Below are 18,853 nucleotides of genomic sequence, written 5' to 3'. Positions count from 1 at the left end.
TTTGAAAATACTATATATCGTCCACCAGTTCTATCCCATGCACTATACAGGAACGGAAAAATTTGTTTTCAATATGGCGACCATGATGCAGTTAATGGGCCATAATGCCAAAGTTGTGACTTATAGTTACTATGAGGATAGGCAATATGAAAAGCAAGCAGGGGATATATTAATTCGGGAATTCACCTATAAAGGAATTCCAGTTGTCGCGTTTAAATGTAAGAAGCATTTTAACAATATGAACCTGCTTCAAGATAATAGTGAGCTAGAGTTGTTTAGTGAATCGCTAATAAAAGATGAAAGCCCGGATTTGATTCATTTTGGTCATATCATGAGGGTCGGTGAGTTTATAAAATCAGCAAAGAAATTGGGAATTCCATACATTATTACGCTAACGGATTATTTCTTTCTGTGTCCTAAAGTAACCTTACTTAATTCAAAAGGTCAAACATGCAATGGACCCTCTAATGGAGAATCATGTGCGCGATTTTGTTCTGAGATCCAACCGGAATATATTAAGAGAAGGTTACACCAAGCACAGGATATGTTAGGTTCGGCAAAAAAAATCATTTCGCCATCCAAATTTCTAGGCAGAATGTTTGAACAGGAATTTTCTTCAAAAATTAGTATCATTCATCATGGCGTAAGCTATAGTAAGATAAAACGTAACGAAAGAGTTTATAAGGAGGGCTCTCATATTACCTTTGGTTTTGCAGGGACATTGCAATATCACAAGGGTGCCGATATCTTACTAGAATCTTACAGGAAGGTTCCTTCCAGAAACACTTCTTTAAAGATTCTAGGAACTGGACAAAATGATTATGTAAAAAAATTGAAGGGGTTAGCAAAGGGCGATGATAGGATTGAATTTTGTGGTGTATTTGACCAAACCCAACTAGGACATATCTTTAACCAAATTGATGTTATGATTATTCCCTCAATTTGGTACGAAAATTACCCTTTAGTTTTACATGAAGCATTGGCGTGCCAAATTCCTGTAATTTCCTCCAATATTGGGGGAATGGCGGAAAAGATAAAAAACGGTAAGTATGGGTTTACTTTCGATGTCGGCAAGGTAGAGCAATTGAGAAAGGTTTTGACTATGATAAGTGCTAAGCCAGAAATACTTAATAAAATCAAGGATAATCTGAAGAAAGTACACATTCCAACAATTGAGCAAGAAGCGTATGCTTATGAGAGACTTTATAAATGCATTTAACCTTGATAAATGAATTGTTGAGCTATGATGAAGTCAATGGGTTATATATATTAAAAGGGCAATCCAAATCAAAGCAAGGGTGGAAAGGCAATAAAAAGGAAGTAAGAGGATGATGATAATGAAAAAGGCTTTTTCGATTACCATGGTCAAAAATGAAGCGGATATTATTGAATCGTTTGTAAGATACCATCTGAATATTTTTGACCGAATGGTTATTTTAGATAACGGAAGCACAGATTGTACATTGACTATATTGAATAATCTTAAGGCTGAAGGGCTCCCCATTGATGTTTTGGTTGATAACTTTGAATATTTGCAAGCAGAAAAAACAACTTCACTTATGTACAGTACTTATAGGGAATACAAACCTGACCTCATTTTCCCTCTGGATGTAGACGAATTTTTAATTTTAGCCAATAACAAGGAGCATCCGAGAAAAATTATTGACAAACTAGATTTGGAAACTATCTATTATTTAGAAAGGGTGAATTATATTCCATCTGTTAACGATAACTATAATGAGCTTTTTGTTCCAAAACGAATAACCCATTCGTTGGGTAGGTGCGATGGCTTTAAAGTGGTTGTTACAAAAGGGGTACTCAACAAATATTCGCCATCCATTTCTAAGGGAAATCATAATCTGATTTTTAAGAACAAGAGAGAACATCCAAAGATAGAGCGACCTTTTGGAGCATTAAAGATTGCCCACTTTATAGTTCGTTCTCCTGAACAAATGAAGTCAAAAGTTATTTTAGGATGGCTTAATAACCTGGCAGCATATAATCGAAAGAAAGGCAATAGTGTCCATTTGGAAAAATGGTTTAACAGGATTAAAGCAAATCCCAATATAGGAATCTATGAACTCTTAGGTAGTCCGAAAAAAGTCGAGCCAATTGATCTTTCATTCTGCAAACCAATCCATATCAATTATACCAACCATAATGACGTTAATCTATTTAGAAATCTCCTCTTGTTTAGTGAATTGCTAGCCGCAGAGTATGCAAAGGTAAGAAAAAAATTAATTGATTTAGAAAAACGTTAAATACTTTAACTTTTTTAATTCCTTGGGGTGAAGGTCATATTGTGAATCGCAAATCAAGCGATTATGAATAGGCTCAAGTTTTGTGTATTAATAGGAATGTACAGACGCAGAGTAACTCAAAAAATGGCAGAGTTCTACATTCTAAGCCCGTTTTATAAGGATTTCAATTAATGCACAAACATTGAAAAAATATTATGAATAGTATGTCAGTGATTAACGCAAAGAGAGAAAGGGTGGGAAAAACTTAGTTTGTTAGATAGTTTTCACTTTAATTGTGGAATATTCCAGCTCCATTATGAAGTAATTAAGATCTATAGCTTTTTCAGAAAGGAGTCAAAAATATGAAAGTAGATTGGATTATTGTCGGTGCTGGATTCACTGGTGCTACTTTAGCAGAGAGGATCGCTTCTCAACTGGATCAAAAGGTACTGGTAGTAGAACGAAGGGATCATATCGGAGGGAATTCTTATGATTGCTTTAATGAGGACGGAATCCTGATTCACAAATATGGTTCGCATACTTTCCATACAAATTCTTTACTGGTATGGAACTATCTATCTACATTCACTAAATGGAGACCTTACTTTCACCAGGTGCTGGTAGTTGCTGATGGCAAGAAGGTCCCGATTCCGTTCAACTTAAACTCTCTTTATAATCTTTTCCCAAAGAAATATGCGGAAAAACTGGAGTCATTACTCATAGGTCATTACGGTTTTGGTATCAAAGTTCCTATTCTGAAACTACGCGAGAACGCAAATCGAGATCTTAATTTTTTGGCGGATTATATCTACCAGAAGGTGTTCTACCGATATACCTTAAAGCATTGGGAACTCAAGCCCGAAGAATTGGACCCCTCTGTCACCGCACGCGTACCGGTTTATATCAGCAGGGATAACCGTTATTTCCAGGACACATATCAAGGCATTCCTATGCACGGCTACACTGCACTTTTCAGTAAAATGCTCAAGCATCGCAATATCAAGGTGCTTTTGAATACCGACTACCGTGAAATCATAGATCAGATAAGCTTTAAGCGAATGATTTACACTGGACCTATTGATGCCTTCTTCGATTACAGGCATGGTACACTTCCGTACCGAAGTCTTAACTTTGATTATCATACATTAAACCAGGAATATTACCAAGAGGTTGGAACCATCAATTACCCAAATGAATATAAATTCACTCGCATTCTCGAGCAAAAACACCTCACCGGTCAACTCTCCCCCAAAACGACAGTAACTTTTGTTTATCCGGAGCCGCACAATCTGGGAAAGAATGAACCCTATTATCCTATTCCCCGAGCAGAAAACCGTCTGCTCTATAATCTCTACGCCAATGAAGCTGAGCAAATTAAGGAAAAAGTGCTTTTTGCAGGTAGACTGGCTGATTATAAATACTACAATATGGATCAAGCTGTAGCGCGAGCTTTAACTCTATTTAAGGAAATAGCGGAAAAGCAAGAGTAGGTTTTTCAGATTCATTTTTAAGAAAGGACTGATTAGTAGAATGCCAAAGAATAACGGAGAGAATCCTCCCCCCTATGCAACGGGGAAAGAGGAAAGAAGGTTTCGCAAGATACGTCTGGCAGGGGCTTTCCGGCTGTTTGCAAAATACGGATTCGATGAGGGAACCACAGGTCATATTACCGCCAGGGATCCGGAATATCCCAATCGATTTTGGATCAATCCGCGTGGGATGCATTTCAGTCAGATTAAGGCTTCTGACTTGATTTGTGTTAACCATGACGGCGACATTGTAGAGGGAAATGGAGTTCTCCATCGAGCGGGATTTGCTATTCATTCCGGAGTGTATAAAGCCCGTCCCGATGTGGCAGCCGTTGCCCATGCCCACTCCATTTACGGCAAAACTTGGTCGACCCTAGGACGTCTGCTTGATCCAATAACGCAAGATGCTTGTCAATTTTATAAGGATCATGCCCTCTTTGTACTTAAGGGTTCTATCCTGAAGGAAGGAAAACGAATCGGGGAGGCATTGGGCAAAAAGAAAGCATTGATTATGCAAAACCATGGATTGCTTACGGTAGGGCAAACTGTTGATTCCGCGGTCTGGTGGTTCATTGCCATGGAACGGCTTTGCCAATCTCAATTGTTAGCCGAATCTGTTGGGAAACCAACTTTACTCCCACCCCATCTTGCCGAATCGCTTAAGAAGAGTACGGGATCAGAGAAAAAGGGCTTTCGCAGCTTCCAGCCGTTATGGGACTTGATCGTGAAAGATCAGCCTGATTTGCTTAAATGAGTTTTACGGGAGAGGAGAAGCATTTGCTGCTCATCCCAGATCGGAGGATGACGAACATTGCAAAATTGCGAAGGGCGAATTGAAAGAGTGGAGAAAGCGCGCTTTCTTGGCGAGAGATGGAGAGATATAGGCTGTAACGCAAGAAAGGGATGGCATGGAAAAACGGTTTATCTTGATTTGGTGCGTATAACCATTGATGGCGAGACGGGATTTGGGTGGTCAAGCATCACGAAGGATCATGCAGAAAAAATAGTAGGAACCCCACTAAGAGAGATGTTCAATAATGCCGGGAGGATTCGCTCGGAGTATAGGAGTATAGAATACCCTTTATTGGACTGGTGGGGCCGTATGAAACAATTGCCGGTTTACGCTCTCGTTGCGGGGGATGAGTTTGAAAAAGAAAATGCTCCCACTCTTAACGTCCCATGCTATGACACAACTCTCTATTTCAATGACCTCCACTTACGTGAAGATTCGGATGCTGTCCCGCTGATGCAGGAGAAAGCCCTGGAAGGATGGAATCGGGGGTATCGGGCTTTTAAAATCAAGGTAGGTCGGGGGGCACGGCATATGCCCTTGCTGAAAGGGATAAAGCGTGATATCGAAATCATTAGAGGGATTAGGGAGGCCCTGGGATCCAAGGCGGAGATCATGATTGATGCAAACAACAGCTATAATCTTAATATCGCCAAAGAAGTGTTGTATGCTACGGCTGATGCGCATCTTATTTTTATTGAAGAGCCGTTCTATGAAGATCCCATTTTGTACGAAGACTTAAAAAACTGGATGGATAAAGAGAAAATCCCTGTGCTGATTGCAGACGGGGAGGGGCTGACTGCAGCTCCTGCCCTGGTAGATTGGGCTAAGCAGGGGTTCATTGATGTCATCCAATATGATATCCGGTTTTATGGTTTTAACAAGTTATTGGAATTAGAAGATCGCCTCAAGGGATCAAAGGTTATGCAGGCCCCTCATAACTATGGGGGACCATATGGAAACTATGCTTCCTGCCATATCGCACCGGCGATGGAACGGTTTCTGACCGTGGAGTGGGATGAGGTGAAGGTTAATGGGCTTGACGCACCAGGCTACACATTAGTTGAAGGGAAAATCCGCGTTCCCAACTCTCCCGGCTTCGGTTTGCATCTGGATGATGACCATTTTGCAAAAGCAGTACAGGAATCAGGATGGCAAATAACTCTTAACCTGTGAGGAGGGAAGTCCATGATTTGCTTTTCGCTGCTGGCCCATGAAAACGAAAAGGCCGTGCTTGACCAAGTAGAAAATATTCATCGTTTCATCGGTAAAAACAATTGTATGATTGTTGTGTATAATGGGGGTACAGATGAAAAATTCGGCCGCAAAGTATGTGATAAGCACGATAATGTAAAGCTATGCCCCTACAGCAGGAAATTGGAGTACAGAAGAATTGGGCGGGTTTTATATGATGTCATGAGATGGCTGGAAAAAAAGAAGGCTGCCTATGATTTTCTGATGTACTTTGAATTTGATACGATGTTTATAAAACACGGTTTTAAAGAATACCTGAATAAAAGAATGGTAGGGTATGATTGGATAGGTCAGAATCTCAAGAAATTGCATCCACTCGTAGACTCTCCAACAACAGCACGGTCGATGTTTCAGGACTGGGATCGATGGCAGCCCTTTTTTGAACAAGACTATTTTTATAAAACATCCAATCCCTTTCAAACCTATCGCTCAGAAATTGTAAGGAAAATGCTAAAAATCATTGACGGAAAAAAACTAGAACTTTTGCTCGCATCGAGTACTGCAGAATGCTTAGGCGAAATGATCTATCCGACTTTAGCAGCCAAATGCGGTGCCAGACTGCGTCGTTACGACGAGCACTTTAGCAAGTTTAATCGTTTCAAGCCTGCGCTTTCCATTAAAGAAATACAGAGTGCGGTGCAAAAAGATGGGATAATGTTCGTGCACCCCGTAAAGGACGATCATGTTCGCGAATGGATGATGGCCAATATTAAATAATAAATGAATAATACGTTATTCTAACTTTGCGAGGTAAACCATGTAACCATTCCATTAAAGGTTAAGATTTAGCCTTCTGATGAAAATGACCATAATCTCATGATATATCTGGGTTACGGGCATTATGCCTATTTCACTATTCAGAGCCTTCAATTTTTTGATTTAAGTGTGGGGCTTTATAATTAAAAGGATAATAAATTAATCATCCCATATAGTTGTCTTTAAATACTTCAAATATTCCCCTTTAAACCGATGATTATGGTTCCAGGGTTTTCCTTCCCCGTTATAATGGATGATATAAGGGTCTTCAACGTCTCGTCGATAAGGTGCGAGGTAATTCCATCTGGGATCCAATTGGAGCCACTTATCATGAAGAATGGCATTCAATGGATCCTGGCTGCAAAATTTAATTTTAGAGGCATTGTTATTAATGAATTGAATAATTTTTTCAGATACATTGTTTTCCCTCCATCTCTTCAAATTTATTAAAAGAACGCCTGCATTGAAATAATTGGATTCTATGGGAATAGAAAGGTCTTTATACCTAGTATTCCCTGCAGGTGTAGTAACGGCAGCCAAATAATATTTGTCTACATTTATGTTCCACAAACTTGTAATATCTTTTTTTACAATAAGATCGCTATCCAAATAAATTACTTTATCAATGTCCTTATTGAGGAGTTCGGGTATAGATATACGATAGTAGGTTTCCATGGTTAAGTATCCACGTGTCATGAAACCAGCATATATTAAAGGGTCAACTTTTAAGAATTTGATTTTCTGTTTGAATTTTTTCATGGAATTGGTTAATTTCAACTTATTTTGTTCCGAAATGTTGCTATTAATAATATAAATGTTAAGTTTATTTTTTGTGACCTTATTTTCTAATAGGGAATTTAACATAACTGCCAAAGGCTTAGAATAACAATCATTACTTGCAGTTACGATATGAATGGTTTCCAAATTTTATCACCTTCTTATTAATTAATAAGATTTGAGAGGTCTTTTCTAAACAAAATTTATTTCACTATTGGGATAATTAACTAATCTATAATAGCTTATGAGTAGAACAGAAAAATGATTATACATTTAACTTGCAGAAAAAAAACTATTCGGATTTGGCTGCCTTGTACTGGAATTATAAAGGTGGCTAGTCAGGAATCTGTTTTATTTGATTTGGTCTTATCACCATTACATTTTTATTTTTTCGCCATATAGTGTAAAAGATAGTTCTTAATTATTTTTAGGAAAACGATGTAATATTTGGAGGGAATAATGATGAGGAAACTTTCCATTGGGCTTTTTCTAGGTCAGAGTATTCCTTCTTATTATGCACATAGCTTTAATGTTATGAAAATGGCTCAAGGTTTCCATAACATTGGTTGCAAAGTAGAGGTAATTACCTCTGAAAATGCAAACACCATCAAATTAAAAAAGGAAATCCCAAATATTTATGATCATTACGGAATAAACAGCAAAATCAGTATAAAATATTTGTCCCCGTCCAAGGAAGCGTTCCTAAACTGTAACACGAAACATGATCCTACATTTTGTGAGAAAGCGTGTGAATACGCGAGGGAGAAGAAGTTTGATTTTGTGTATTGCCGCAACCATTTTTTGCCATACCTTACGGTTAGAGAAGGAATCCCCACATTAATTGAGACGCACAGTTGGAATTATAATGATCATTTGCTGAGAAAACTAGATAAGTTAACCCATCTGGAGTCATTCAAAGGGCTCGTTACTATTCATGAAAAAATTAAAAAGGAAAATGCAAAGAGGGGAATGCCAAATGATAAAATACTTGTATTAGAAGACGGTGTTGATTTGAAAGGATTTGAGATATCAGATGATCGGATGTTATGGAGAGAGAGATTGGGTTTGGATAAAGATAAATGCTATGCGGTTTATTCCGGCCACTTATATCCTGATAAAGGCATTGAACTGATATTGCAGGCGGCCAAAAAGTTGCAGCATTTGAAGGATCTCGTCTTCCTGCTAGTCGGAGGTTTTGAAAAGGATAAGCGGCTATGGGAAGATTACTGCAAGGAAAACGGGATCTGCAATGTTAGGTTTATCGGTTTTGTACCCAACACTCTAGTTCCGAAGTATTTAAAGGCAGCTGATTGTTTGCTGCTAGCCTATAAAATCAAAAATATGAAATATAGAATGATAGATATTCATACAACATCTCCATTAAAGTTATTTGAATACATGGCTTCCAAAAGACCCATTGTGGCAACAGATATCCCGACGATAAGCAAGGTTTTGGTTCACGAATCTAATTCTTTGCTCGTTCGTCCTGATGATATAGATGATTTTTGTAAAGCGATAAAAAGATTATTAAAGGATAAAAAATTAAGTAATAAATTGTCTAATCAAGCCTATTATGAAGTACAAGAGTATACATGGGAAAAAAGATGCAAAAAAATCCTAGAATATTTTCTAGAAAATTAGAATCTTTTGGAAACGAATAAATCCTTGCTTAGGATGTGGCAAAGAATGTCAAATTATTTAAAACCGCCAGACGGTGTTTATCATTCCGCATCGGAATGGGTCGAAAAGACCTCTTCAAAAAAATTTTCTCCAACATACATTGAATTTGAACCGGTTATCCCTACAAATTTTCCTAAAGCAAAGGGTATTGATGGTCGTCATTTCGCCAATCCATTCGCTTCCGAAAAGCCATTGCCCCGTAGGTATGTTGTCGTAATACCAGAGGGACGCGTGTGGGGAAGAACCGGTTCTGTGATTACACCTGATAATAAGCTATTATGGGATGTTTCATGGCAACCTTCTAAAAGTCCTTCAAATCACTCCATTTTTCGCCAAAAGAAGCTACCTCCTGCAGTTTATACCAAAGAATCTGTTGCCGTTTTAACTTTTTGTGTTCCCAACAACTATTTCCACTGGATGTTCGACGTTATATCACGCTTGGATTTTCTGCGCCGCAGCAGAATTAATTTTAATAAATATGTAATTAATCGGATTTCGCCACAGCCATTTCATCAGCAAATACTTGATCTCCTTGGAATTCCTAAAGAAAAGATAATAGAGTGCAATAATCATTTTCATTTGCAAGCTAAGAGATTAGTTGTGCCTTCACGAAAAGGATTTATTTCTAAAGAGGCATGCGACTTCCTTAGAAACGAATTGCTGTCTAAGAGAATTATCAAGAAATCAGATTTATCTAAGCGAATTTACGTTAGCCGTAAAAATGCTAGTGTGAGAAAAATCCTTAACGAAGACCAAGTTATTGGAGTCCTCGAGGAGTATGGCTTTCGAACAGTTTACCTTGAGAAGATGACAGTAGCTGAGCAGATTGGGCTTTTTTCTTCATCAAGTGCGGTTATTGCACCGCATGGAGCAGGCCTAACAAATCTTGTTTTTTGCCATAAAGGAACTAAGGTGATAGAAACCTTCCCAAGGGATTTTGTTCCCGAATATTATTGGAAGATTAGCGCTTTAATGAACCTGGATTATTACTATTTAATCGGAGATGTGGTTAAACGCGATACTCAGCAAAAACGAGAGAATGATATCTTAATTCCTATAGAAAAACTAAAAAAGATTATAGAAATGACTGGAATGGAAAAGAACTGAGATTTATCCAAATTCTCCTTCTCGAATACTTGGATAAATGCATATTTTTCTTTTATCATAAGCAATCCCTATCAATTATTCATAAGCTAAAAGAGAAAAGCGCGCATAATTTTTAAGGTATAGGTTACTAACCGAAGAATAGGACGTCTGGGAGGAAACGATGAAAGGGATTATTCTGGCCGGCGGAAGCGGAAGTCGCTTATATCCGCTCACAAGAGCTATTACTAAACAACTGCTTCCGGTTTATGATAAGCCCATGATTTATTATCCTTTATCTGTTCTAATGCTTGCAGGCATAAGAGAGATTTTAATTATTTCAACTCCTGAAGACCTTGTGAGGTATCAGCAAGTACTAGGCACAGGTAAGGAACTAGGGATTTCTTTGCATTATGCGAAACAGCCCCATCCAGATGGAATAGCACAAGCATTTTTGATCGGTGAAGAGTTCATCGGGGATGATTCAGTATCCTTGATATTAGGGGATAACATATTTTATGGGCATGGCTTAAGTGCATTAGTTCAAAGAGCAGCAAAGCAAGGATCAGGAGCTACTGTGTTTGGATATAGTGTTAATGATCCACAGAGGTTTGGGGTAGTTGAATTCGATGCATCCGGTATGGCTATTTCAATCGAAGAAAAGCCCTCAGACCCGAAGTCCAACTATGCTGTTACAGGGTTATACTTCTATGATAATCGTGTTGTTGAAATCGCAAAGAATATTAAGCCTTCCAAAAGAGGTGAACTAGAAATCACAGATGTCAATAAGGCTTATCTTGATCTCGGACAATTGCATGTGGAACTTTTGGGACGAGGATTTACATGGCTAGACACAGGTACTCATGATTCTCTCTTGGAAGCGTCACAATTCATTCAATTGATTGAAAAACGTCAAGGCTTAAAGGTAGCCTGTCTTGAAGAAATTGCTTACCTTAAGGGTTATATTACAGAAGAGCAGTTAATATGCCTAGCAGAACCATTAATGAAAAATAGGTATGGACAATATCTAGTAGAGTTGGCGAAAAGAAGATCGGAGTGGAGCTAGAAAAATGAAAGCTAGCAAAACCAAATTGTCTGGCGTTCTTTTGATAGAACCGGATGTGTTTGAAGATCAAAGAGGATTTTTTATGGTGAGCTATAGCTTGAAAAAATATTCTGAGCTCGAGATAAATTTTTCATTTATTCAAGATAACTACTCGCTGTCTTTAGAATCAGGTGTTCTTCGAGGTTTGCATTACCAGCTGAATCCGGTGGCTCAAACGAAGTTGGTTTACGTGATAACAGGTGCGATTTATGATGTGGTTGTAGACGTTCGTCGGGATTCCACTACTTTTGGCCAATGGGAAGCTTTTATCTTAAGTGAGGACAATAAGAGGCGGCTTCTTGTACCAAGGGGTTTTGCACATGGTTTTTGCACATTGGTTTCCAATACGCAAGTACAATATAAAGTGGATGCATACTACTCACCGGACCACGAAAGAGGGATCCATTGGAACGATCCGGAACTGGGAATCTCTTGGCCGACCACCAATCCGATCTTATCGGAAAAGGATAGGCTTCTTCCTCTTTTGAAAGATGCGGAACTTAATTTCTGATCCGAAAGGAGGAACCCATTCTGTGAAAATACTAGTAACTGGCGGGGCCGGTTTTATCGGCAGTAACTTTGTGAGGTATATGATTAACCGATATCGGGATTATCAAATTATCAATTTAGATGCTTTGACCTATGCAGGTAATCTAGCAAATCTTGCAGAAATTGCGCAGAATTATAAATTTATAAAAGGTGACATTACGGATCGTCCATTGGTCAGTTCTATCTTTGAAGATGGAATCGACGCCGTGATCAACTTTGCTGCGGAAACTCATGTGGATCGCAGTATTTCTGAACCGGATATTTTTATAAGAACCAATATCTTAGGTACCCAAGTTCTTTTAGATGGGGCTAGATCCCATGGAGTGAAAAAATTCCTGCAAATATCCACAGATGAAGTATATGGGACATTAGGTACTCATGGGCTTTTCCACGAAAACACTCCCTTGGCTCCGAGAAGTCCGTACAGTGCAAGCAAAGCGGGAGCCGATTTTTTGGTTCGCGCGTACTATGAAACATTTCAACTCCCCATGAATATTACTAGATGCTCCAACAATTATGGCCACTACCAATTTCCCGAAAAACTTGTCCCTTTAACGATCATTCACGCTTTAGAAGATAAGCCATTGCCCATTTACGGTGATGGATTGAATATAAGAGATTGGCTGCATGTGGAAGACCATTGCAGAGCAATTGATTTGGTATTGCATCATGGTAAAGACGGAGAGATCTACAATATCGGCGGCAATAATGAGCGAACGAATATCGAGATCGTAAAAGCAATTTTAGAGTATCTTGGCAAGGACGAGAGTTTGATTCGTTTTGTGCCTGACCGCCCGGGGCACGATCGCCGTTATGCGATTGATGCAACCAAAATTTCTCGCGAGCTGGGCTGGACAGCAAATTACTCCTTTGAAAAAGGGATGCAGGATACAATCGATTGGTACTTGACCAATAAAACCTGGTGGTTGCGAATTATCTCCGGGGAATACAAAGATTATTACCGCCGGCAGTATAAGGATAGAGCGGGTGGATTAACATGAAAGTGGTTGTTACAGGGGCCAAGGGCCAATTGGGGACTGACTTGGTCCATATTTTGACGAAAAAGCATCATGAGGTGATTGGATTCAGCCATGCTGAATTAGACATTACAGATATGGATTCAGTCTTCAAAGCTCTCACCCAAATAAAGCCGGATGCGGTTATCCATACTGCCGCCTATACTAAAGTAGACGAAGCGGAAAGTAAAGCGGATTTTGCTTTTTCAGTCAACGGATTCGGAACACGAAACGTTGTCATAGCCGCACAGGAAGTGGGAGCCAAGTTCTGCTACATTAGTACGGACTATGTTTTCAATGGTAATAATAATAGGCCTTACCAAGAGCATGATATTCCGAGTCCGTTAAGCGTTTATGGTAAATCAAAATATGTGGGAGAAGAATATGTAAAAACTCTATCTTCTAGGTATTTTATAGTCCGTACTTCCTGGGTTTATGGGGCGCATGGAGAAAATTTTGTGAAAACAATGCTTAGGTTTTCCAAAGAGCGTAATGAGCTCGGAGTCGTTCATGATCAAACGGGTTCCCCAACGTATGCGGTTGACTTGGCTCATTTTTTATGCAGTTTAACACAAACAAAAAATTATGGAATATACCACGCGACAAATACAGGTATGTGCACTTGGTATGAATTTGCCAAAGCGATATTTGAAGAGGCCGGAATTCCAATAAAGTTGAATCCGATCAGAACGGAGGATTTTCCCGGACCAGCGATCAGACCTAAATACTCAGTATTGGACCATCAATCTATTCGAAGCAATGGATGGGCGGACCTAAGGCATTGGAGGCAAGCTTTAAAGGCATTTATGGAAGAGTTAAGAGATAAAAATGAGTAGTTTAGCATCTACATCTCTAAGTGCTTTGTTGTGGGGATTTTTTTAAGATAATAAGCTTGCTCTTAAATCATACGGCTAAGTGCCTTGCGAGCAGGAATGTTTGGCAATGTAACAAGAGGTAAAAGTTTGACTATGGTTTTTAGCTATTCCTCCTGAACCAAAATGGTTAAATGAACATAATTGTAATAAACGAATTTATTATATATCAATATTGGTATTACTCATTTTATCTATATACTAAATAATGGTATTTGATGAGATAATAAAAGTAACGTTTTGGTAGGCTGCCATAAGTTCGTCATTCTTTGTAGAAGGGGGATGAAACCACCATGAAAACGATTGGGCACATTTCGAAGACCTTTCTTAAAATTTCTCAAACTTTTGTTTATCGTCAAATCTTAGATAATTCCTGGTATAGACATGCGATTTTCGCGAAAAAACGTTTAAATAAAAAAGTTTTTCCGATTGATGGGCTAGTCTTGTATAAGGAAAAGACAGATCTAATCCATATATTAAAAGAAAATCAGGTTGATTTGATACATGCCCATTTTGCTCCGAACGCTATAAATGTTCTGGAAGCTAAAATGCTGCTAAAAATCCCCATGTTGACTTTTATACACGGTTATGACGCTACAAAGGTTCCAAGATTGAAGGCAAAGAATCGGCGGAATTACAAATTATTATTTGAAAACGGAGATTTGTTTGCTGTCCCTTCCGAAGCGATTTTGAAAGAACTCTTATTTCTTGGGTGCCCGGCGAATAAGCTGGTTGTTTGTCGATTAGGTATTGACTTGAAGCTTTTCCCTTTTCAGCCGAGGACGTTAGATGGTGATGTTATCCGGCTTATTTCAGTCGGGAGGCTGGTAGAGAAAAAAGGTCATCACCATCTTATAGAAGCACTTTCTTACATTCGAGATAGCGTCCCGCCATTCCACTTGACTATCATAGGTGATGGGAAATTAAAAAATTATTTGATCAACTTAACTTTAAGGCATGGCCTACAGGATAGAGTAAGTTTCTTGGGAAGTGTCAGACCTCCTGCAGTTTTGTCAGAGTTACAAAAAGCCCACATTTTTTGTCTTGCAAGTATAACGGGCAGAAAGGGTGACATGGAAGGTCTTCCTGTATCTATATTGGAGGCTCAGGCTACCGGGTTACCCGTTATATCTACAAGACACAGCGGAATTCCTGAAGCCGTATTAGATGGTCGAAGTGGTTTTCTTGCGGAGGAAGGGAATATCAAGGAACTAGCTCAAAAGTTATTGGACTTAATGAATCAGCCTAAAAGATGGACCGAGTTTGGCAGTGAGGGGAGGATTAGGGTGACGGAGCATTTTGATGCCAAGAAAAGTGCAGAGGAGTTAAAAGGACTCTACGATCGGTTGATTAATGGGACTGCTAGATAGTTATTGCAATATAACACTGGTATAGCAATCTGAGCCACTGGAATTTTTAAATTTATAGGGATAGCAAGAACTCCAATTTATGTATATTTCGAAAATACATAAGGGAGTATTTATATTGGATGACAGACAATGTGAACGATTGTAAGCAAGAAGCCAACAGGTTATTACTTGAATCTCCTAAACTATATAGCACCTTTAATGAAAGCAATAGTGGTGGACAGAAAAGATTGGGACATCGATACTGGCACTAATTTTAAATGTTTGAAAATCGATGTATACATTCCACAATATAATCCACTTCTTCAAAGGATAAGCTTGCTTGGATAGAGTGGCAGTTTAACAAATTCTTTCCATATCCCATAGGCTACAGGTGTCTCGTTCACGTTTTTGGAGAATATAGGATGCATAGTCAACAGCATATAATGGACCCGGTCGTATTTGAATCCTACATCATTGATTTCATAATACCAATGGTTTACTGCGATACCGTGTTCACAGTCATTCTCTTTTAACCGCTGCCAGTCACCGTCTTTATTCATTCCTACCTAGGCCGTATGCCTTAGTGGTTTGAGCTGATCTTCGTCATCGGGGATATTATGCCGCCGTCCCCCGTAGTCATGCTTTTTTTATCCTCAAAACTGAAACACCCGATATCCAGCCCAATAGTTTTCCCTTTGTATTTTCCGCCTATCCCATGGCGCCGAGTCTTCGATTACTTTTACGTTATGTGTTTTTGCCCAGAAAACGAGCTGATCCATTGCTACCGGATATCCTTCCATATGAACCGGGATAACAGCTACACAATCATGATCATATTTTTTTCCAAATTTCTGAAACTGATGCCGAGAGTAGCTTCATCAATGTCGATAAATATCGCTCCAGGTTGTTGTATAGAATAGCCATAGCCGTAGCCGCAAAGTCACGACCGGCACCAGCACTTTTTTCCTCTGGGAAAATTAAACGCTGCCAGAGCTAAATGCAATGCTGCCGTACAAGCAATAACTCCAACTGAAACTTTGCAACCGATGTAATTATTCCATGATTTTCCAAATTATCTGACTTTCGGACCGATGCCCAGCCATGCTCTCTGAAATACTTCGTTGATACCGTCTAGCTTCTCGGTTCCGAGACAATGGGTATTCCGCTCCATAAATAAAATCTCAACGAAGGAGACGAAGAAAATCGTCTCCTTCGATTATGTCTATCGTTAAAAACAACATCTAGGCACTCTTCCATTTTGAACATCGCTCTAAGTAAGTGATATTTTTAGCAAAATCTACACTGATTTCATCCTCACTTTTAGCAGCCCAAATCTTGAATAAGATGCTGGGTTTCCTTTAGTTGTGATTTGTGTTTGTGTAAAGCCTCTATTTTTTATCAATGGTTTCGCTTATATCAAGATACAACTCACCAGCGTCTTTTAAGTTCAGATACTGCCATAAAATGAGTAAATATTCATACATTCAATCAACATATATTGGCGATTAGGTATTAGCCTCAGACCAACTTCAAGATAGATTAGCAGAAATTGGTTCATTAAATCTTCCTTATACGTTGGAAAAATACCTTGAGAGGCATAAGTCTTTTTATCATGGCCTAACTCTTAATTCGAGTAAATGCACTCTATCTACGTGTAATTTACTAGATTTTTTCAGATAATCATGTTAGTAGCCGTTTCTCAAATTGCCTCTAAGACATACCTTATGATTAAGATAAATTGATCTCCATTGAATTTATGAATTTGCTATAGGACGGATGATGAATATTCTTGCTTTACTTATAAATCTAAAATTTAATTATAACATTCCATCCCATTTGTATCAAGAGGTGAAAAATATTGCCCATGAAGCGTGTTCTAATTACAGGAGGTGCCGGTTTTATTGGCTCCCATCTGTGTCAGAAAAAGCTAGAGGAAGGTTTTGAAGTAATTTGTTTGGATAACTACCTAACAGCGTCAAAGAAAAACGTATTTAATTTGCTAAATAATCCACGATTTGAATTAGTGCGGCATGACGTGGTAAGGCCTATGTGTTTTGAAGTGAATGAAATCTATAATTTGGCTTGCCCGGCAAGTCCTGTGCATTACCAACAGAACCCAATTAAAACAATAAAGACAAGTGTCCTGGGAACCATCAATGTTTTAGATTTGGCGAAGGAATTAAACGCCAAATTATTGCATGCCTCTACTTCAGAAATTTACGGTGACCCCCTTGTAAATCCACAAAAAGAGAATTATTGGGGGAATGTTAATCCGATTGGAGAGCGCAGTTGTTATGATGAAGGAAAAAGATGTGCGGAGACTCTGTGTTACGATTATTACCGCAAATATAACCTAGATGTAAAGGTAATCAGAATTTTCAACACTTATGGTCCGAACATGAGTCCGGATGACGGTAGGGTTGTAAGTAACTTTATTGTTCAAGCTTTAAAAGGTGAAGAACTTACGATTTACGGTGATGGTGCACAGACTCGGTCATTTTGCTATATTGATGATCTTATTGAGGGAATAAGCCTCATGATGGAACAAGAAAAAGGATTTATGGGTCCTTTAAATCTGGGGAATCCTGCTAAAATATCTATTTTAGAGCTTGCAGAAATGGTACTTCGTTTGACGGGATCGAAGTCAAAAATAGCTTTTCGATTGCTTCCGCAGGATGATCCAAAGCAAAGGCAACCTGATATTCACTCGCGATATCAAAACTGGGTTGGAAGCCAAAGGTCAAATTAGAAGACGGTTTAAAAGAAACCATTAACTATTTTCTTAGATTGTTGACATAAGCAAATATACGAATGGAACACCATCTTGTTCCATGGGTTTTGCTATGACCTATTGGGGAGCAGAAGGTGGTCAATAAAAATTGCTAGATGGGTTGGTGAATGAATTTATACTCTTTAGAAAATATAAACGGATAAACATGGACATATGATGAGAACCGTTCATATTAAAGGATCTGGTTTGAGTTACGTGATCAGCTGTCGTTTTGCTCTATTGGCTTGTACTGTTATTATGGCTGGTTTTGTTTTTTTTTCTGTAGCGGACGGAGAGGCGATTATTGCCTATAGAGTGTAACCTAATTGGAAATTGGGTTGTTGTGGAGTGTGGGGAAACCAAGCCTTTCTCTACACTTTTTTGTTTTAAGCAAGTGGGCAATTCGTTTCTTAGGAAAAGCAGAATGGAGGACCATAAAATCTTCTAATATTAATCAGTTTTCTTGTTCGAAATTGGTCTATTTTCCTTTCATGTCTTTTTAAGAACTCTTCGCCTACAGGTGTTTTTCCTTCAATAAACTGTACCAGGCAACCTGCAGCAACTAACCCTGGATTGGATTTTATATACCTCAATTGCTGTTCTATTCTCGTTGGATGACTTATATCATCATCGTCTTGAAGGACGATCCATCTCCCTATTGCTTTCTGTATCCCAAAATTTCGCCCAAAGGACACACCGCGATTTTTACGGAAATGGTAGGTTTTTACTCTAGGGTCTGGTATTCTATCAAGAATTTCTTTTGTATGATAATGAGAACCGTCATTTATAATAATAAATTCAAAATTTCGGTAGGTTTGTTTTAAGATGCTGTTTACAGCTTCCTGCAGATAATCCTCTCCGTTAAAGACAGCCATAACGACAGAAACCTCAGGTTGCATTTGGACTTCCCCCTTAATTGTTTCAATCGATATTCTTTTAAAGATAATGTATTCAAAAGGATGTAAAAGTGAAAGCAGGAGTTTTCTTGCCTTTTGCCAGCCCTAACTATCAAATGGGACTGAAATGTGTTTTTAATACTAAACCATAGACCATTCCTTTCTATTATTTCTTAATAACATAGTA

The 18,853-nt window shown here is 38.6% G+C and carries 20 protein-coding genes; 15 read left to right on the top strand and 5 right to left on the bottom strand.

All coding sequences use genetic code 11. The annotated features are described in order from the left end of the window. The first annotated feature begins 37 nt into the window (after positions 1-37). The 6 genes from ABLT31_RS10230 (at position 38) to ABLT31_RS10205 (ending at position 6,530) form a co-directional block, all read left to right on the top strand. Positions 38-1,219, top strand: coding sequence for a glycosyltransferase (locus ABLT31_RS10230; RefSeq protein WP_367751325.1), 1,182 nt, complete (start codon positions 38-40; stop codon positions 1,217-1,219). 118 nt (positions 1,220-1,337) lie between these two features. Next, positions 1,338-2,261, top strand: coding sequence for a glycosyltransferase family 2 protein (locus ABLT31_RS10225; RefSeq protein WP_367751323.1), 924 nt, complete (start codon positions 1,338-1,340; stop codon positions 2,259-2,261). A 341-nt stretch (positions 2,262-2,602) separates the two neighbouring features. Then, positions 2,603-3,730 carry a UDP-galactopyranose mutase gene (gene glf, locus ABLT31_RS10220; RefSeq protein ID WP_367751321.1) on the top strand — a complete coding sequence of 376 codons (1,128 nt, stop codon included), beginning with the start codon at positions 2,603-2,605 and terminating at the stop codon, positions 3,728-3,730. A 40-nt stretch (positions 3,731-3,770) separates the two neighbouring features. Beyond that, the gene (locus tag ABLT31_RS10215) at positions 3,771-4,523 is read left to right on the top strand and encodes a class II aldolase/adducin family protein (protein ID WP_367751319.1); all 753 of its coding nucleotides are present in this window, start codon (positions 3,771-3,773) and stop codon (positions 4,521-4,523) included. Between the two features lie 57 nt (positions 4,524-4,580). Continuing rightward, positions 4,581-5,735, top strand: coding sequence for a mandelate racemase/muconate lactonizing enzyme family protein (locus tag ABLT31_RS10210; protein WP_367751317.1), 1,155 nt, complete (start codon positions 4,581-4,583; stop codon positions 5,733-5,735). A 12-nt stretch (positions 5,736-5,747) separates the two neighbouring features. Further along, entirely contained in the window at positions 5,748-6,530 is a 783-nt protein-coding gene (locus tag ABLT31_RS10205) for a hypothetical protein (RefSeq protein ID WP_367751315.1), read from the top strand. A gap of 198 nt (positions 6,531-6,728) precedes the next feature. Here ABLT31_RS10205 and ABLT31_RS10200 read toward each other — a convergent pair whose 3' ends face one another. After that, positions 6,729-7,493, bottom strand: coding sequence for a glycosyltransferase family 8 protein (locus ABLT31_RS10200; protein ID WP_367751313.1), 765 nt, complete (start codon positions 7,491-7,493; stop codon positions 6,729-6,731). Between the two features lie 312 nt (positions 7,494-7,805). Here ABLT31_RS10200 and ABLT31_RS10195 point away from each other — a divergent pair, with 312 nt between their 5' ends. The 7 genes from ABLT31_RS10195 to ABLT31_RS10165 all read left to right on the top strand — a co-directional run bounded on the left by ABLT31_RS10195 (position 7,806) and on the right by ABLT31_RS10165 (position 15,021). Next, positions 7,806-8,987 carry a glycosyltransferase family 4 protein gene (locus ABLT31_RS10195; protein WP_367751311.1) on the top strand — a complete coding sequence of 394 codons (1,182 nt, stop codon included), beginning with the start codon at positions 7,806-7,808 and terminating at the stop codon, positions 8,985-8,987. Between the two features lie 45 nt (positions 8,988-9,032). Then, positions 9,033-10,133 carry a glycosyltransferase family 61 protein gene (locus ABLT31_RS10190; RefSeq protein ID WP_367751309.1) on the top strand — a complete coding sequence of 367 codons (1,101 nt, stop codon included), beginning with the start codon at positions 9,033-9,035 and terminating at the stop codon, positions 10,131-10,133. A 160-nt stretch (positions 10,134-10,293) separates the two neighbouring features. Next, positions 10,294-11,175, top strand: coding sequence for a glucose-1-phosphate thymidylyltransferase RfbA (gene rfbA / locus ABLT31_RS10185; RefSeq protein WP_367751307.1), 882 nt, complete (start codon positions 10,294-10,296; stop codon positions 11,173-11,175). Positions 11,176-11,179: 4 nt separating this feature from the next. Next, positions 11,180-11,725, top strand: coding sequence for a dTDP-4-dehydrorhamnose 3,5-epimerase (gene rfbC, locus ABLT31_RS10180; protein ID WP_367751304.1), 546 nt, complete (start codon positions 11,180-11,182; stop codon positions 11,723-11,725). 22 nt (positions 11,726-11,747) lie between these two features. Next, positions 11,748-12,764, top strand: a complete 1,017-nt coding sequence (gene rfbB, locus ABLT31_RS10175; protein WP_367751303.1) for a dTDP-glucose 4,6-dehydratase — start codon at positions 11,748-11,750, stop codon at positions 12,762-12,764. Then, a complete protein-coding gene (rfbD, locus tag ABLT31_RS10170) occupies positions 12,761-13,615 on the top strand; it encodes a dTDP-4-dehydrorhamnose reductase (protein ID WP_367751301.1) in 855 nt (284 codons plus the stop codon). The genes rfbB and rfbD overlap by 4 nt, the downstream gene beginning before the upstream one ends. Positions 13,616-13,944: 329 nt before the next feature. Beyond that, complete coding sequence (locus tag ABLT31_RS10165) at positions 13,945-15,021, top strand: glycosyltransferase (protein WP_367751299.1); 1,077 nt, start codon at positions 13,945-13,947, stop codon at positions 15,019-15,021. A gap of 302 nt (positions 15,022-15,323) precedes the next feature. Here ABLT31_RS10165 and ABLT31_RS10160 read toward each other — a convergent pair whose 3' ends face one another. From ABLT31_RS10160 to ABLT31_RS10150, 3 genes are read right to left on the bottom strand one after another with little or no spacing between them, the layout of a single operon-like run. Then, entirely contained in the window at positions 15,324-15,560 is a 237-nt protein-coding gene (locus tag ABLT31_RS10160) for a hypothetical protein (protein ID WP_367751297.1), read from the bottom strand. A 20-nt stretch (positions 15,561-15,580) separates the two neighbouring features. Then, a complete protein-coding gene (locus ABLT31_RS10155) occupies positions 15,581-15,712 on the bottom strand; it encodes a DegT/DnrJ/EryC1/StrS family aminotransferase (protein ID WP_367751375.1) in 132 nt (43 codons plus the stop codon). Next, on the bottom strand, positions 15,654-15,812 hold the full coding sequence (locus ABLT31_RS10150) for a DegT/DnrJ/EryC1/StrS family aminotransferase (protein ID WP_367751373.1): 159 nt from the start codon (positions 15,810-15,812) through the stop codon (positions 15,654-15,656). The genes ABLT31_RS10155 and ABLT31_RS10150 overlap by 59 nt, the downstream gene beginning before the upstream one ends. A 1,052-nt stretch (positions 15,813-16,864) precedes the next feature. Here ABLT31_RS10150 and ABLT31_RS10145 point away from each other — a divergent pair. Together ABLT31_RS10145 and ABLT31_RS10140 are read left to right on the top strand one after the other, a co-directional pair. Continuing rightward, positions 16,865-17,749 (top strand): UDP-glucuronic acid decarboxylase family protein, encoded by an 885-nt coding sequence (locus ABLT31_RS10145; RefSeq protein WP_367751295.1) that lies wholly within the window; start codon positions 16,865-16,867, stop codon positions 17,747-17,749. 195 nt (positions 17,750-17,944) lie between these two features. Next, positions 17,945-18,091 (top strand): hypothetical protein, encoded by a 147-nt coding sequence (locus ABLT31_RS10140; RefSeq protein WP_367751293.1) that lies wholly within the window; start codon positions 17,945-17,947, stop codon positions 18,089-18,091. 89 nt (positions 18,092-18,180) lie between these two features. Here ABLT31_RS10140 and ABLT31_RS10135 read toward each other — a convergent pair whose 3' ends face one another. After that, the gene (locus tag ABLT31_RS10135; RefSeq protein ID WP_367751291.1) at positions 18,181-18,669 is read right to left on the bottom strand and encodes a glycosyltransferase family 2 protein; all 489 of its coding nucleotides are present in this window, start codon (positions 18,667-18,669) and stop codon (positions 18,181-18,183) included. Positions 18,670-18,853: the final 184 nt, after the last annotated feature.

The organism is Ammoniphilus soli (assembly GCF_040813775.1).
This window is presented reverse-complemented; position numbering and strand designations above follow the sequence as displayed.